General features: G+C 60.5%; 13 protein-coding genes. 9 read left to right on the plus strand and 4 right to left on the minus strand.

Going from position 1 to position 14,565, the window contains the following annotated elements; genetic code table 11:
- Positions 1-64 precede the first annotated feature (64 nt).
- The 3 genes from ACRRQW_RS05220 (at position 65) to ACRRQW_RS05230 (ending at position 4,386) form a co-directional block, all read left to right on the plus strand.
- Positions 65-967 carry an SAM hydrolase/SAM-dependent halogenase family protein gene (locus ACRRQW_RS05220; RefSeq protein ID WP_438480204.1) on the plus strand — a complete coding sequence of 301 codons (903 nt, stop codon included), beginning with the start codon at positions 65-67 and terminating at the stop codon, positions 965-967.
- Between the two features lie 986 nt (positions 968-1,953).
- A complete protein-coding gene (locus tag ACRRQW_RS05225) occupies positions 1,954-2,658 on the plus strand; it encodes a sigma-70 family RNA polymerase sigma factor (RefSeq protein ID WP_438480205.1) in 705 nt (234 codons plus the stop codon).
- 195 nt (positions 2,659-2,853) lie between these two features.
- A complete protein-coding gene (locus tag ACRRQW_RS05230) occupies positions 2,854-4,386 on the plus strand; it encodes an RtcB family protein (RefSeq protein WP_438480206.1) in 1,533 nt (510 codons plus the stop codon).
- Positions 4,387-4,444: 58 nt separating this feature from the next.
- Here ACRRQW_RS05230 and ACRRQW_RS05235 read toward each other — a convergent pair whose 3' ends face one another.
- Positions 4,445-4,852: a hypothetical protein gene (locus tag ACRRQW_RS05235; protein WP_438480207.1), complete on the minus strand. Its 408-nt coding sequence runs from the start codon at positions 4,850-4,852 to the stop codon at positions 4,445-4,447.
- An 85-nt stretch (positions 4,853-4,937) separates the two neighbouring features.
- Positions 4,938-5,528 (minus strand): hypothetical protein, encoded by a 591-nt coding sequence (locus ACRRQW_RS05240; protein WP_438480208.1) that lies wholly within the window; start codon positions 5,526-5,528, stop codon positions 4,938-4,940.
- 165 nt (positions 5,529-5,693) lie between these two features.
- Here ACRRQW_RS05240 and coxB point away from each other — a divergent pair, with 165 nt between their 5' ends.
- The 5 genes from coxB to ACRRQW_RS05265 are packed head-to-tail and all read left to right on the plus strand — an operon-like array spanning position 5,694 to position 11,387.
- On the plus strand, positions 5,694-6,728 hold the full coding sequence (coxB, locus tag ACRRQW_RS05245; protein WP_438480209.1) for a cytochrome c oxidase subunit II: 1,035 nt from the start codon (positions 5,694-5,696) through the stop codon (positions 6,726-6,728).
- Complete coding sequence (ctaD, locus tag ACRRQW_RS05250; RefSeq protein WP_438480210.1) at positions 6,725-9,268, plus strand: cytochrome c oxidase subunit I; 2,544 nt, start codon at positions 6,725-6,727, stop codon at positions 9,266-9,268. Before coxB ends, ctaD begins: the two co-directional genes overlap by 4 nt.
- 3 nt (positions 9,269-9,271) lie before the next feature.
- Positions 9,272-9,649 (plus strand): hypothetical protein, encoded by a 378-nt coding sequence (locus tag ACRRQW_RS05255; RefSeq protein WP_438480211.1) that lies wholly within the window; start codon positions 9,272-9,274, stop codon positions 9,647-9,649.
- Positions 9,649-10,293, plus strand: a complete 645-nt coding sequence (locus ACRRQW_RS05260) for a cytochrome c oxidase assembly protein (RefSeq protein ID WP_438480212.1) — start codon at positions 9,649-9,651, stop codon at positions 10,291-10,293. Before ACRRQW_RS05255 ends, ACRRQW_RS05260 begins: the two co-directional genes overlap by 1 nt.
- On the plus strand, positions 10,290-11,387 hold the full coding sequence (locus tag ACRRQW_RS05265) for a c-type cytochrome (protein WP_438480213.1): 1,098 nt from the start codon (positions 10,290-10,292) through the stop codon (positions 11,385-11,387). The genes ACRRQW_RS05260 and ACRRQW_RS05265 overlap by 4 nt, the downstream gene beginning before the upstream one ends.
- Before the next feature lie 37 nt (positions 11,388-11,424).
- On the opposite strand, the gene ACRRQW_RS05270 is transcribed toward ACRRQW_RS05265, so the two are convergent.
- A complete protein-coding gene (locus ACRRQW_RS05270; protein ID WP_438480214.1) occupies positions 11,425-12,327 on the minus strand; it encodes a hypothetical protein in 903 nt (300 codons plus the stop codon).
- Between the two features lie 276 nt (positions 12,328-12,603).
- On the opposite strand from ACRRQW_RS05270, the gene ACRRQW_RS05275 reads away from it, so the two are divergent.
- Positions 12,604-12,975 carry a DUF2934 domain-containing protein gene (locus ACRRQW_RS05275; protein WP_438480215.1) on the plus strand — a complete coding sequence of 124 codons (372 nt, stop codon included), beginning with the start codon at positions 12,604-12,606 and terminating at the stop codon, positions 12,973-12,975.
- A 172-nt stretch (positions 12,976-13,147) separates the two neighbouring features.
- Here the strand turns inward: ACRRQW_RS05275 and xylA are convergent, their stop codons facing one another.
- Entirely contained in the window at positions 13,148-14,476 is a 1,329-nt protein-coding gene (gene xylA, locus ACRRQW_RS05280; RefSeq protein WP_438480216.1) for a xylose isomerase, read from the minus strand.
- Positions 14,477-14,565: the final 89 nt, after the last annotated feature.

Raw genomic sequence — 14,565 nt, forward strand, 5'->3', positions numbered from 1 at the left:
TCAGCCAACTCTTCGTGGCACAAGCCTTGCTCGGCAGATTCCGCCGGTTTTATCTGCCGACTGTATGAAATACGTGTTCTCCCTGATGCTGGCACTTTTTTTCGGCCTGAGTCTCGTCGCCCGCGCCGCCGACCACGCGCTCGTGATCCAAACCGATTTTGGCACCAAGGACGGTGCCGTCGCCGCGATGAAAGGCGTCGCGGTGGGCGTCGATCCGCGCCTGCCGATCTTCGACCTCAGCCACGAAAACACGCCTTACGATATCTGGGAGGCCGCGTATCGCCTGAAGCAAACCGCGACTTACTGGCCGGCCGGCACGGTGTTTATCTCGGTCGTCGATCCCGGCGTCGGCACCGAACGGCTCTCCATCGTTTTAAAAACCAAAAGCGGTCACTACTTCGTCGGCCCCGACAACGGCACGTGGACGCTCATAGCCGAAGAACTCGGCATCGAAGCCGTGCGCCGCATCGAGGAAACCACCAACCGCCGCGCCGGCTCGGAGAAAAGCTACACGTTTCACGGCCGCGACATCTACGCCTTCACCGGCGCGCGCCTTGCCGCCGGCAAAATCACTTACGAACAAGTCGGCCCGCTCCTCGAAGCCAAAGTCGTTCGCCTGCCCTACGAAAAAGCCTCGGTGAAAAACGGCGTGTTGCGCGGCACGATCCCGCTCATCGATTTCCACTACGGCAACGTCTGGACGAATATCTCCGACGCGCTCTTCAACGAGTTAAAGCCGAAGTTCGGCGACAAATTCAGCGTCACGATTTTCCACGACGCGAAAAAAGTTTACCACGGCACGATGCCTTACGCGCACACCTTCGGCGACGTGAAGGAAGGCGAGCCGCTGCTCTATTTGAACAGCCTGCTCGACGTCGCCTTCGCCCTCAATCTGGGCAGCTTCTCCAAAACCCATGGCTTGAGCTCCGGCAACGGCTGGAGCGTGCAAGTCGAACGCACGAAGTGACGCTGCTTCCCGGGAAATGCGTGGGCCGAAAAATATTTTTAAGAACCCCCTTGATTTTCGAAACCGAATTTCCGTTGTAACTCTTCGAAACCACCCAACGTCTCTCCGCCCATGCTCACACTAAAATTCCATAGGATGCCTTCCTGCCCGGTCACGGTGCGGCCCAGCACGTATGCGAATGCGAGCTTAGCGTCGGCAACCGATGCCCGAGGTAGTGACGAAACCAGCATCGCTAGTTTTATCGGAAGTGGTGTGACCCAACACTGAGGAGTTTTTTCAACTCAACCTCATGCGGCCCACTTCCACCCGGAAGTGGTTTTTTTCATGCCATGAAGTCCGCTTCCGGAATCCCGGCCCCGGCCAATGACACGTAATACGTGTCACTTTCCCCGAGCCTCTTTTTCCAGATTCCCTCCGCGGCTTCAGCCCTGAGCCCAGTCAATCAGCCAACGTCCGCATTCAAATCCCGCGGGCGCCCAAACCGTGAAATCGGTTTCGCGAGAGGGGCGACGGTGTGAGTTCTGTCTCCAAAAATCTTACTCGTTCTCTTTCTCCAAAAGCGAAAGCCAAGCCGACAAGCGAACGCATTACCCTTTGCCACCAGTCAGTCATCGAGGGCGAACGCACGGAGAAATCTTCCGGCGCCGAGCGACCTGGAACTGCTGCGTGGCAGAAATTTTAGTTCGGACAATTCCGTCCGACCTAAACACCAAAACATGAAAGCCATCGCCATAGTGATCGCTTGGGGTGCGGTGGCTGCGCTCGTGCTGATTGCACGCAGCGATTATCGCCGCATCCTGCTGATCCGATAAGCAAGCCAAACTCCGCCTCCGAAGCATTTCCGCTCCGGAGGCGGTTTCATTTTCAACCGCGTGCCACCCACGCGCGCTTGGCAAAACAGCACCCACACCGCCACCGGCCCGACTGGCTCATGACCGCCGCACACCACCGTTTTTCCCTGTGCTTCGCACCCGCGAACGCTCCGCATGACCTGCACCCTTTCCAACTCTCCCGCGCTGACCGACCTGCTCGACATCGTCGATACGGCCGTCGCCACCATTTCCCGCCGCCTGCCCGCGCACATCGGGCGCGATGACCTCGCATCCATCGGCAAACTCGCGCTCATCACCGCCCACGCTCAAATCGAGGGCGGAATCGATGAAGTCCGCGCCTACTGCTTCGTGCGCGTGCGCGGGGCGATGCTCGACGAACTCCGCCGCCTCGACTCGCTCCCGCGCAATCGCCGCACGCAAGCCACTGCGATCGCCCAAGCCGAGCGCCTCCTCGCGCAACGCCTCGGTCGCGCCCCATCGCTTGATGAACTCGCCACGGAAACGCAACTTTCCGCCCGCGCGATCACCTCGATCCAACGCGAACTCGCCGCCACCCGCAGCGTCGCCGCCGAAATCGAATGGGCGTCGTTGCCCGACACCGACGCACCCTCGCCTTTGCAAAATGTCGAGCGCGACGATCTGCATCGCAACCTGCGCACCGCGCTCGAACGCCTCTCCGCAAACCAAGCCCTCGCGCTCCGCCTGTATTATTTGGAAGACGCCACGCTCGACGACATCGCCGCGCGACTGCGTGTCTCCCGCGAACGCGCGCGCCAAGTCCGCGAAGCCGGCGAGAAAAAACTCCGCGTCGACCTCGCCGTCCTCCACCTCTGGCAATCACTCATCAACCACTACTAAGTTCGGTAGGGCCCGACCTCCGGGCGGGCCGCTCAGCACTCTCGCAATTCGACGGGCCGCTCGGAGATCGGCCCTACCTTTTAAAAACCTGCATCAACTCTTCCCTCTCACTATTTCACCGATGCACGAAAACTAATCCGTGCCCATCCGTGAAATCCTTGGTTAAAACCAAACCCTTACTTTCTCTCTTTCGCCATGAACATGGAAATCAAAGCCCGCGATCTCATCGCGGCCGGCTGGCATGAAGGCCGTCGCCTCGGCCCGGCTCTGCGCCGCGCGCGCGATCTCGAATCTTCGGGACTCGCCCGCGCCGACGTGCTCGCTGCGCTCGAAAAAGAATTCCCGAAACAACTCCAAGTTGCGCTCCTGCGCTACGCACCCGCACCGCTCGCCGAAGCCATCGAAGCCGAGACGCCCGAGGAAGCCACCAACGTCGCCGCCGCCCGCATGCGCATGCACGAACTGTTGCACGTGCCCGTCGTGCAACGCGGGGTGATCATGCCCGACGCGTGTCCGTCCGGCGGAGGCCGCGCCACGATTCCCGTCGGCGGAGGCATCGCCGTGGAAAACGCGATCATCCCCGGCGCGCACTCGGCGGATATCTGCTGCTCGATGTTCGCGACGTTTTTCCCCGCGAATCATCCCGTCGGCGAGATGATGGATCACTTGCAAAAAGTGACTCACTTCGGTGGCGGTGGCCGCCCGCGCGGTTACCAGCTCAGCTCGCCGGTGACCGACGAACCGGTGTGGGATAACCCTTTCCTGAAGGGCCTGCAAAGTCGCGCCCGCGATTTTCTCGGCACGCAAGGCGACGGCAACCACTTCGCTTACATCGGACGCATCGAGTTCACCGAGCCGCAACGCGCAGCGCTCGAGGCCGCCGGTTACACGGAATTGTCCGACTGGATCACACGTCGCGACGGAAAGTTCAACGTGCTCGTCACGCACCATGGTTCGCGCGGACTCGGCGCAGACCTCTACAAACGCGGCCAGGTCGCCGCGCGCAGCTGGTGCGACGAAAACGCGAAGGATATTCCCGATGCCGCCGCGTGGCTCGCCGCCGATTCGCCCGAAGGCCTCGCTTACTGGGACGCGTTGCAATACATCAGCCGCTGGACGCGCGAAAATCATTCGCTCATCCACGACGCCTTGCTGCGCCGCCTCGGCCAGCGCGCGCTCGTGCAGATCGGCAACGAACACAATTTCGTGTGGAAACGTGGCGACATTTTTTATCACGGAAAAGGCGCCACGCCCGCCTGGCGCGATCGCGAAGGCCGACCGTTGCTCGGACTCATCCCGCTCAACATGGCGCGTGAAATCCTGCTCGTGCTCGGCGCGAACAACGACAACTACCTATCGTTCTGTCCGCACGGCGCCGGTCGCAACCTCTCGCGCTCCGCGATGCTGCGTCCCTACAAAGACGCCGAGGGCAACATCGACCCGTCGCGCGTGCAGCAAGTGCTCGCCGAAGTCACCGGTGGTCTCGACATCCGCTGGTTCTGCGGCGCGCCCGATTTGTCGGAATCGCCGCTCGCCTACAAAGACGCCACAAAAGTGAAAGCACAGATCGATCGCTTCGGCCTCGCGCAAGTCGTCGGTGAGATCCAGCCGCGAGGCTGCATCATGGCCGGCGAAGCGCCCGAACCGCACTGGCTCAAAGCACGCCGCGAAAAGAAAGCCCGCCACAAATCCGAACGCCGTGAAGGGAACGCGGAAACCGAAGCCTGATCAGGGATTCGGCATCTCACCACTGATCCAATAAGATCAGTGGTAGAAAATGTCGGGATTATCCCGCTACCGATGAAACCGAAACCTCGCCGACTTCAGTTGAATTAGGGGCGGCGGGTGGCACTTGACCTACCGCGGCACCACTCGTGGCTGGCGCGAGCTTTTCGAGTTTTGGTTTGGCCACACGCGAGGTCTTTTTCTTTTTCGCTGCGGGTTTCGGTTTGGTAAGCGCGTCGGCTTTGGCTTTAGCGAGCACTCCCAATTCCGCCTTCAAGGCTTTCACGACTTTCTTGCTTTTCTTGGCGGCGCGTTTGGCGGTTTTAAATTTTTCCTTGGCCAGCCGGTAAGCGGCCTTGGCTTCTTTCGCTATTTTCTTGGTGGCGTTGGCGTGATGCTGCGCATCGGCGATTTCGTTCAACAATTGTTGTTTCTCAGCGGCGGAAGTTGGGGCGGCTTTGGAGGTCATGACGAGGCGTCTACGCTGCGCACACTGGAACTCACCGCAACCCCGCCAATGTTACATTCGCCGCAACTCGCGTCGCGCCACTCCACTAACGCCGCGCCTGCCAATCCGTATTCGGTCGCGCGACCGCGTCACGCATAAGGCGAATTTCTTCTTTGGCGCGGGCTTCATCGGTGGCGGGCAAATTTTCCACGTGCTCCGTGAGCTTGGTGCGCGCGGCGGCCTCCTTTGATTCGCGCTGCATCTCCAAGGCAATGCCGTTGTTTAACTTTGAAAATGGGGCGATCTTCAGGCCGGGGTTCGCTTTGAGCGCGCGGTCGAGTAAATCCTTTTTCTTGCGCATCTGTTCTTCTTTTCCGCGCAGTTTGTTTTCTTGAGTCACGGTCATGTCGGCGAGCTCAAGCACCTCGTCGTCCATTTCACCCGGCGGCAAAGGTTGCCCCTGACGTTTTTCAGCCAACCGTTTTTCTTCGGCGGCAGTGCGGGCGGCGGGATCGTATTTCGGCAGGCGTCGCGTGACTTCGCCGGCGGTTTTGGGCGACACCCGTGAATCCGCTTTCTCAGTCGCGGCAGGAACAGGCGGCGCAGGCTTGGTTTCCGCTGCGTTAGCCGGTCGACCGTGCGTTCCCAATAAGATCAGAACAAATCCGGCACGCAAAACGAGGCGCGATGTTTTCATGAAGGGTTAAGAGAGACCGCGTCGTAATAAAGACGTTCATCCAATTCCATGGCGATGCGAAATCAGCCAAGTGATCGCAACCGCTCGACATAGGGGATTTTCCGAAGCTCACCGGTTTGGAGCTTAAATGTTTGGCGTGGCTCTGCTTTCACCGCACCCACGGTTATGCCGCCTCGTTTCCGACCAATTTACACGTTGTCGCGATTCGGCGCGTGGACGGGTGGATTATGGGGGCTTGCCGCGCTGGCGGGATGCTCCGGACGGCAGTCTGCGCTTGAGCCGGCAGGACGCGGGGCGACAGACATAGCGAATCTATTCTGGGGCATGACCGTGGGCGCATTTGCGATCTGGCTGCTCATGGTGGCACTGACCTTTTACGCGATTCGCAAGCGGCGCGACACGCCCGGCACGCAGGAACGGCGCTCGCGCCTGCTCATTGTCGGGGGCGGCGTGGTGTTTCCCACCGTCGTGTTGGGCGGGTTGTTAATCTACGGACTCTCGATGTTGCCGCCGTTGCTCGCGTCGGCGCCGCCCGGGAGTTTGAAAATCCATGTGTCGGGCGAGCAATGGTGGTGGCGCGTCACGTATCAACCGCCCGGCGAAACTCCACTCGTGACGGCCAACGAAATCCGCCTGCCGGTCGGCGAACCGGTGGAATTCGAACTGGAGAGCCCGGATGTGATCCACGCGTTTTGGATTCCTTCGCTCGGCGGAAAAATGGACATGATTCCCGGTCGGCGCACGCGCCTCGTGCTCGAGCCGACGCGCACCGGAACGTTTCGCGGCGTATGCGCGGAGTATTGCGGCGCATCGCATGCCATCATGGCGTTCGATGTAATCGTGATGGAAAAAGCCGACTTCGCGCGCTGGCTTGACGAACAGCGTCAGCCCGCGCTCGCCGCCGGCGCGCCCGAAAACCCGCTCATCGCACAAGGCCGCGCGCGCTTCTTCGCGAACGGTTGCACCGCGTGTCACACGATTCGCGGCACCGACGCCCGCGGCGTCATCGGCCCGGATCTCACTCACGTGGGCAGCCGGCTTTCGCTCGGCGCGGGCGCGTTGCCCAACGACATCGACGGTTTCGCTCGCTGGCTCACGCAGACCGACCAAGTGAAGCCCGGCGTGCTGATGCCGCATTTCCGCATGTTACCGGCGCACGAAGTCCACGCGCTCGCCGTCTATCTCGAATCCCTCCAATGAAAACCACCCCCGACGATCCCGAGCCACTGGCGAAAGCGCCGCCCCTTGCCGTGCGTCGCGCACAGGAAGCACGGCTGATGACCGCGTGGAAACCGCCGACGGGCTGGCGTTATTGGTCGGAGGTTAACAACACGCGCGTCGGGCTCTGGTATACGTCGACGACGTTTCTGTTTTTCCTGTTCGGCGGACTGCTCGCCTTGCTGATTCGCATCCAGCTCGCGGTGCCGGAAAACGATTTTCTCTCGGCCAACGCCTACAACCAAATTTTCACCGTGCACGGTTCGGTGATGATGTTTCTGTTCGCGATTCCGATTTTCGAGGCGATCGCGGTGATTTTTCTGCCGCAAATGCTCGGGGCGCGCGATCTGCCCTTTCCGCGACTGTCGGCGTTTGGCTACTGGTGTTACCTGCTGGGCGGAATTTTTCTGTGCGGTTCGATTTTCTTCAACGCGGCACCGCAAGGCGGCTGGTTTATGTATCCGCCGCTCACGTCGAATGACTATCAGCCCGGCATCGGCGCGGATATCTGGCTGTTGGGTTTTTCGTTTATCGAAGTCGCCGCCATCGCCGCCGCCGTGGAGTTGATCATCGGCACGTTGAAATGTCGGCCGCCCGGCATGCGCATCAACATGCTGCCGCTCTACTGCTGGTATGTGCTCGTGGCGGCGGTGATGATTCTCTTCGCGTTCCCTCCGTTGATCGCAGGGAGCTTGTTGCTCGAATTGGAGCGCGCGTTCGGCTGGCCGTTTTTCAATCCAAAACTCGGCGGCGATCCGGTGCTGTGGCAGCACCTCTTCTGGCTCTTCGGCCACCCGGAAGTTTACATCATCTTCCTCCCCTCGGTCGCGTTGATCGCGATGATCGTGCCGACGTTCGCGAAGACACCGATTGTCGGTTATGGCTGGATTGTGCTATCGGCGGTGGGCACGGGATTTTTGAGTTTCGGCCTGTGGGTGCATCACATGTTCACGACCGGACTGCCGGGCGTATCGCTCGGACTTTTCTCGGCCGCGTCCGAAGCGGTGGCAATTCCGACGGGCGTGCAACTGTTCTGTTTTATCGCGACGCTCGCGGCGGGGCGTTACACGCGCTCGGTGCCGATGTTGTTTTCGATGGGTGGGCTCGCGATTTTTGTGCTCGGCGGATTGACGGGCGTGATGGTGGCGCTCGTGCCGTTCGATTTCCAAGCGCACGACACTTTTTTCATCGTGGGTCATCTGCATTACGTGCTCATGGGCGGCGCGATTTTTCCCATCGTCGCCGGGCTGTATTATTTTTATCCGCTCATCGGTGGCAAAAAACTTTCCGACCGGCTCGGCACAATCGGTTTCTGGATCATGTTCGTCGGCTTCAATGTGGCGTTCATGCCGATGCACATCACCGGACTGCGCGGGATGCCGCGGCGCGTGTTCACTTACCAAGCGGGTCTGGGTTTCGATTGGCTGAATCTGCTGTCGACCATCGGCGCGTTCATCCTGGCGATCGGGTTTGCCGTCGTTTTGTGGGACGTGATTCGCCCGAAACGAAAACTCCCCGCCTCGGCGCGCAATCCGTGGAACGCCGGCACGCTCGAATGGCTGCCCGAGATGCCGCCGAAACCGTGGGGCATTCGTTCCGTGCCGGAAATCGACAGCCGCTATCCGCTGTGGGATCAGCCAAACTTGATGCGTGATGTCGACGAAGGTCGCTTCTACCTCGCCGACGCCGACGACAGCCGCCGCGAGACGCTCATCACTTCGCCGATCGACGCGAAGCCGCAGCAATGCCTGCAACTGCCCGGCCCGAGTTTCCTGCCAATGGCCACGGCGTTCACGCTCGGCGGATTTTTTGTGCTCGGCACCTTCAAGTTATGGTGGCCCGCGTTCGCCAGCGCCGTCGCATCGCTCGCGATCATTTGCGTGTGGCTGTGGACGGGCACGGCGCGCATTCCGAATCGCGCGCAAAAAGACGTCGGGCTCGGTTTGAAATTGCCGCTGTATCAAGCCGGCTCCGGCGCGGTTGGCTGGTGGGCGATTTTTATCACGATGCTCGCGGACATCACGGCGTTTGTGTCGCTCGTGTTCGGCTATTTTTTCTACTGGACGATCCACGAGGATTTCCCGCCAAAAAACATGCCCGGTCCCGGCGTGTTCTGGCCGTGCGTGGGCGCGGGGCTGCTGGTTGCGGCGTGGGCGCTGACGATTGCGTCGCGCCAACTCAACCGGCGCAACCTGGCCGCCGGATTCTACACCGCGCTCGCCCTCGCGGCGGTCTTGAGCATCGCGGGCAGCGCGGCGTTGATCGCCGGGCCGCTCACGACCGGGCTCGATCCGACGAAACACGTTTATCCGGCGACGGTGTGGATTCTCGTGATCTGGGTCGTGTTTCACGTCGCGGTGGGCTTCGTAATGCAGGCCTATTGTTTAGCCCGCAGATTTGCCGGTCACATGGACGCGAAACACGCCAGCGACATCGCCAACGTCACGCTTTACTGGCACTTCGTCGCGATCATGGTGGTGATCACGGTGGCCGTCATCGCAGGGTTTCCCCTCGTGCGTTAAACCATGAAACGATTCGCTGAAAAAAACGAAAGTCTGTGGCTGCTCGTCGCGTCGCCGCTGATTTGGGCGACCCACTTCATGGCATCGTATCTGACCGCGGCGATTTGGTGCGCGAAATTTTCCACGCACGACGGATCCCTCAGTCCCGTGCGCAGCGCCATCGCGGCCTACACCGTCATCGCGCTCGCCGGCATCGCCTGGAACGCGTGGAGCGGTTGGAAACATCAACGTCGCTTGCCGCCCTCGGGCGAGCAGGACGCGGACACGCCGGAAGGCCGGCATCGCTTCATCGGTTTCGCCACGACGTTACTCGCCGGCATCAGCGCCATCGCAGTGGGGTTTGCGACGTTCGTCATCATTTTTTTCAAGGACTGCCGCTGATGCGCCCGTTGCCCTTTATCTTCGGAATAGTGCTGCTCGCGGCGTTGTGGTGCGGGCCACTGCCGGAACTCGCGCGCACTTATTTCTCAGCGCACATGCTGTTGCACATGGGCGTGGTCGCCGCAGCGGCACCGCTGCTTTCGCTCGCGGTCATCGGCGGGCGATTCGATCCGGCGCGCCGCTGGCCGGACTGGTTTCCCGCAATTCCCCTCTCGCTGGCGGAGTTGGTGATTGTGTGGGTGTGGCACGCACCCGCGCTGCATCAGTTCGCGCGGTCAACGGCGGCGGGACTGATGCTGGAGCAGGCGTGTTTCTTTCTCGCCGGTGTGCTCGTGTGGATTTCGGCCTTCGGCGGCGCAATCACCGGCCGACGCGAACGCGCGGGCGCCGGGCTCACGGCGCTCCTGCTTACGTCGATGCACATGACGTTGCTCGGCGCGTTGCTCGCGCTCACGCCGCGCGTGCTCTACTCGCATAACGGCTCACTGGCCTTCGAAGACGCACCACTGACTCCGCTGGAAGATCAACACCTGGGCGGCGCCATCATGTTGCTGATCGGCGGTGTAGTTTATCTGGCCGGCGGACTCTGGCTCACGCGGGTGTTGTTGCGCGAACGCGCGTCACACGGGGAGGTCGCGGCATGAATCGTTTCAAACACTGGCTCTATCACGCGAGCGTGGTCGTCGGCGTTATTCTCATCGGCGCGTTTCTGGTCGTGAGCAGCGGCATCGTGCCCGTGCGAGCCAGCTCAGGCCACTGGCCGATCACGGAATGGCTTTTGAAATATGCGATGAAGCGCACGGTCACGACCTACAGTCTCGGCGTAACCGTGCCGAACCTGGACGACCACGCGCTCATCTTAAAAGGTGCCGGCCACTACGAAACCGGTTGCCGCGCCTGCCACGGCAGTCCCGGCATGCGCATGCCACTCATTGCGCAACGCATGACTCCACCCGCGCCCGAACTTACCGGGCGCATCGATGACCTCGGACCCAAGCGATTGTTTTACGTGGTGAAGCACGGCCTGAAATTCACCGGCATGCCCGCGTGGCCTGCGCAAAGTCGCGACGACGAAGTGTGGGCCGTGGTCGCGTTTCTCAAAAAACTGCCGGAGCTCGACGACGAGGGTTATCATCGCCTTGTGCATGGCGAGACGGTCGCGGCGGATCCGATTCAAGCGCTGACCCTTTCTCCGGTGTCCAGCGTCGCGTTGCAGTCCTGCGTGCGCTGCCACGGCAGCGATGGTTCGGGGCGTGGAAGCGACGCGTTTCCGAAACTCGCCGGCCAGCGCCGTGAATATCTCCAGACCGCCATGGAGGCCTACGCCACGAGCGAACGTCACAGCGGCATCATGCAACCGGTCGCCGCCGGACTTTCGAAGGAAACCGTGGAGCAACTCGTGAATTATTACGCGGCCCTGCCCGCGCCGCCCGCCACTCCTCCCGCGCCCACTCACCGCGAGGCCATCGCCCGCGGTCGCGAGATCGCCCTTCATGGCCTGCCCGCGCAGCGCGTGCCGGCGTGCGTCGAGTGTCACGATGTTCGCGGAAAACAGCGTAAACCCGACTACCCGACGCTCGCCGGGCAACCCGCCCGTTACCTCGAGCTGCAGCTCACGCTTTTCCAAGCCGACCAACGCGGCGGCTCGGACTACGCGCATTTGATGCAACCGATCGCTGCCCGCCTCACCCCGGAACAGATGCGCGACGTCGCCCGTTATTTCGAGGCCCAACCCTAAACCCGGGCGACGCACGCTGGTCTGCCCGGCCGCCGCCTCACTTGACCTTCGCCTGCAAGCGCGCCCGCAAATCCGCCGGCAGCGACTCGGCGGTGTTCAAGTATTCGGCCGCGGCTTCCTTATCGAACACGACCCAATCGCCCAAGATGCGCTCCATTTGCTGCGTTTGCTCCGTGACGGAGATGCCCGACGCTTGAATCGCCTGCACCGCAATCGCGGGTTGATTCGACTGCACTTTGTGCGCGAACGACAGCAGCGCGACCTGCTTCAGCACCGCGTCTTGAATACCGTAGAGCAACGCAATCGCAGTTTCAGGATCGGCGTCGTGCAATGATTGTCCGTAGGCGAATTTCACCGGGTCGGTTTCGCGCAATTTCTGATCGAGCGTCTCGTAGAGGAACTGCACTTCCGAATTTTTTCCCTCGGTGCTGAGTTGGTTGACCACTCCGGCCAGCGCAGAGGCGCGCAGGCCGTCGTTTTCGATCGAACCGGCAAACGCGATCGCCGCGTCGATGTTTTTCTCCGTGAGATACGTGCTCACCGCGCTCACAAAACCCATCGCGGCGACGCCTTGATAACGCCCCGCCGTGTCCATCAATTGCCGCACTTTTTCCACGCCGGCGCCTTCGCAAATACTGCGCGTGACCTCAAACGGCAGCGGGCTTTTGCTGATGACATCGACGAGTTGGTCGACGTTGGCCGTGCGCGCCATGAAGGCGATCAATTCAGGATCATTGAGGTCTTCGTAGCCGAGCGCCTGGCAGTAAGCCATCGCGGCGGCGAAATCCTTTTGAAACCACTCCATCAACACCGCGCGTCGTTTGCTGTGCGCGACCGGATCGCCCTTGGCGGCATCCTCCAACGCGAGGAGTTGCTGCGCCTGCGTCGTGCCTAAATTCCGCGCCTCCGTCGGCGACAGCGGTTTGTCGGACGTAGCCACCGAGGCCGGCCGTTCTCCGGACGCGCTTGCTGATTCCCTCGCGCGCATTTTTTCACGCGACCATTGATAGGTCGCCGCAGCCGAAAGAGCTGCCACCACCAACGTCGCGATATAAAATCGTGCCTGCATTCCTCGCCACGCTGGCCGCACACGGAAACCACGGCAACCGCTAAGCCTCTACTCCTAGTTGCGTCGCATGAATCCCCGAAAATTTCCGGTGCTATTTTAAGAGAACAGCCAAGGAACGCAGGTCCGCTCGCCGCAGTCCAAATCCACATGAACAATCCTACCCCAACCCACGAAGAAATCGCTCAACGCGCCTATCAACTCTGGCAAAACGCCGGCCAACCCGATGGCCGCCACGACGAGTTCTGGCTCCAAGCGGAAACAGCACTGCTTGGAAAAACCGTCCCAGTCGCGAGTCCGGCCACTCACTCCACGAGCACGCCGGCTCTAGATCGCCTTAAAGCTGTCGCCGCTGCGGAAAGCGCGACCGAGAACCTCATGTCTCCCGCGCCCTCCGATGACGCCGCAATCAAAGCAGCCCTCCCCGGCAAGGTCTCCCCAGCGACGTCCCCCAACCCAGCGGTCACGACGAAATCCAAATCAACTCCTCCGGCTAAAAACTCCGGCAACAAGCTCCGGTAATCGCGCACCGCCGCCACAGTCGCGAATCGTAGTTTGCTGTTGAGTCGCGAATTCTCGCTGAACACGATGCCCCATTCTTTTTCAAGAATCGGGCCTATAGCTCAACGGTTAGAGCAGAGGACTCATAACTCTTGGCGAGCGAACTTTCCTTCTGCTCTAAAAAGCCTGTGATTTAGCCATGCAGATACTGCATCAGGAGATTCTCCAAATACTCCTGTTTACCAGAGCGCAGGGTGGGTTCGCCGAGTTTGGTGAGGACGAGTTTTTCGAGCGACTTGAAGTTTGCTTTGCCGGTTTCGATGTCCTGGCCGTAACCCGTATCGAACGACGAGTAGCGGTCGGCGACGAATTGCTCGAACTTGCCTTCGGCGAGAATGCGGCGAGCGATTTTGAAGGCCAACGCGTAGGCATCCATCCCGCCGATGTGCGCGATGAACAAATCTTCTAGATCAATCGAAGGCCGACGCAGCTTGGCGTCGAAATTAAATCCGCCGCTGCCGAGGCCACCCGCGCGCAGAATGGAAATCATCGCGAGCGTGAGTTGACGGACATCGGTGGAAAATTGATCCGTGTCCCAGCCGAGCAGTTCGTCGCCGGAGTTGGCGTCGATGGAGCCGAGCATGCCTTGCGATGCGGCGACTTCGATTTCGTGGTTGAACGTGTGACCGGCGAGCGTCGCGTGGTTCGTCTCGATGTTGAACTTAAAATACTTTTCCAAGCCGTAGGTGCGGAGGAACGCGATACCGCTGGCCACGTCGAAATCGTATTGGTGTTTCGTCGGCTCTTTCGGTTTTGGCTCGATGAGGAACTGGCCTTTGAAGCCGATGCTCTTGGCGTAATCGACGGCCATGTGGAGGAAACGCGCGAGGTGATCCTGTTCACGTTTTAGATTCGTGTTGAGGAGCGTTTCGTAGCCTTCGCGACCGCCCCAGAAGACGTAGTTTTCGCCGCCGAGTTCGAGCGTGGCGTCCATCGCGGACTTCACTTGCGCAGCCGAATACGCGAAGACGTGCGCGTCGGGATTAGTCGAAGCACCGCACATGAAACGCGGATTCGAAAATAGATTTGCCGTGCCCCAGAGGAGTTTTACGCCGGTGGCTTTCTGGAGTTGTTTCGCGTGCGCGACGACGGCGGCGAGATTTTTATTGGACTCGGCGAGCGTGCGGCCCTCCGGCGCGATGTCGCGGTCGTGGAAACACCAGAACGGTGCTTCGATTTTTTGGAAAAATTCAAACGCGGCATCCATGCGGCGCTTCGCGGTCGAGACGCTGTCACCGCCTTTTTCCCACGGGCGTTGGATCGTGCCGGGGCCAAACGGATCGCCGCCGGTGCCGCGAAACGAGTGCCAGTAAGCAATGCCGAAGCGCATGTGCTCCTTCATCGTCTTGCCGTCGATCACCTCGGCGGGATTGTAGTGCCGAAACGCGAGCGCGTTGGTCGAACCAGTGCCTTCGTAGGCGATGGTGGAAATTTCAGGAAAATGGGATTTTGATTTAGCCATGGGAGAAAATGAGAGGGGGTTAATTCAAAAGAGAGAATGCGGACTTAAAACCAAGGGCAGTCATTTTTACAGCCTCATTGTTGAACAGA

It is taken from the genome of Oleiharenicola lentus (genome assembly GCF_051660365.1).
In the GTDB taxonomy this organism is placed as follows: Bacteria; Verrucomicrobiota; Verrucomicrobiia; order Opitutales; family Opitutaceae; genus Lacunisphaera; species Lacunisphaera lenta_A.

Bases quoted from the DNA above. Each gene is read 5' to 3' on its own strand.
- ACRRQW_RS05220 (WP_438480204.1), top strand. From the start codon at position 65: ATGAAATACGTGTTCTCCCTGATGCTGGCACTTTTTTTCGGCCTGAGT.
- ACRRQW_RS05225 (WP_438480205.1), top strand. From the start codon at position 1,954: ATGACCTGCACCCTTTCCAACTCTCCCGCGCTGACCGACCTGCTCGAC.
- ACRRQW_RS05230 (WP_438480206.1), top strand. From the start codon at position 2,854: ATGAACATGGAAATCAAAGCCCGCGATCTCATCGCGGCCGGCTGGCAT.
- ACRRQW_RS05235 (WP_438480207.1), bottom strand. From the start codon at position 4,852: ATGACCTCCAAAGCCGCCCCAACTTCCGCCGCTGAGAAACAACAATTG.
- ACRRQW_RS05240 (WP_438480208.1), bottom strand. From the start codon at position 5,528: ATGAAAACATCGCGCCTCGTTTTGCGTGCCGGATTTGTTCTGATCTTA.
- coxB (WP_438480209.1), top strand. From the start codon at position 5,694: ATGCCGCCTCGTTTCCGACCAATTTACACGTTGTCGCGATTCGGCGCG.
- ctaD (WP_438480210.1), top strand. From the start codon at position 6,725: ATGAAAACCACCCCCGACGATCCCGAGCCACTGGCGAAAGCGCCGCCC.
- ACRRQW_RS05255 (WP_438480211.1), top strand. From the start codon at position 9,272: ATGAAACGATTCGCTGAAAAAAACGAAAGTCTGTGGCTGCTCGTCGCG.
- ACRRQW_RS05260 (WP_438480212.1), top strand. From the start codon at position 9,649: ATGCGCCCGTTGCCCTTTATCTTCGGAATAGTGCTGCTCGCGGCGTTG.
- ACRRQW_RS05265 (WP_438480213.1), top strand. From the start codon at position 10,290: ATGAATCGTTTCAAACACTGGCTCTATCACGCGAGCGTGGTCGTCGGC.
- ACRRQW_RS05275 (WP_438480215.1), top strand. From the start codon at position 12,604: ATGAACAATCCTACCCCAACCCACGAAGAAATCGCTCAACGCGCCTAT.
- xylA (WP_438480216.1), bottom strand. From the start codon at position 14,476: ATGGCTAAATCAAAATCCCATTTTCCTGAAATTTCCACCATCGCCTAC.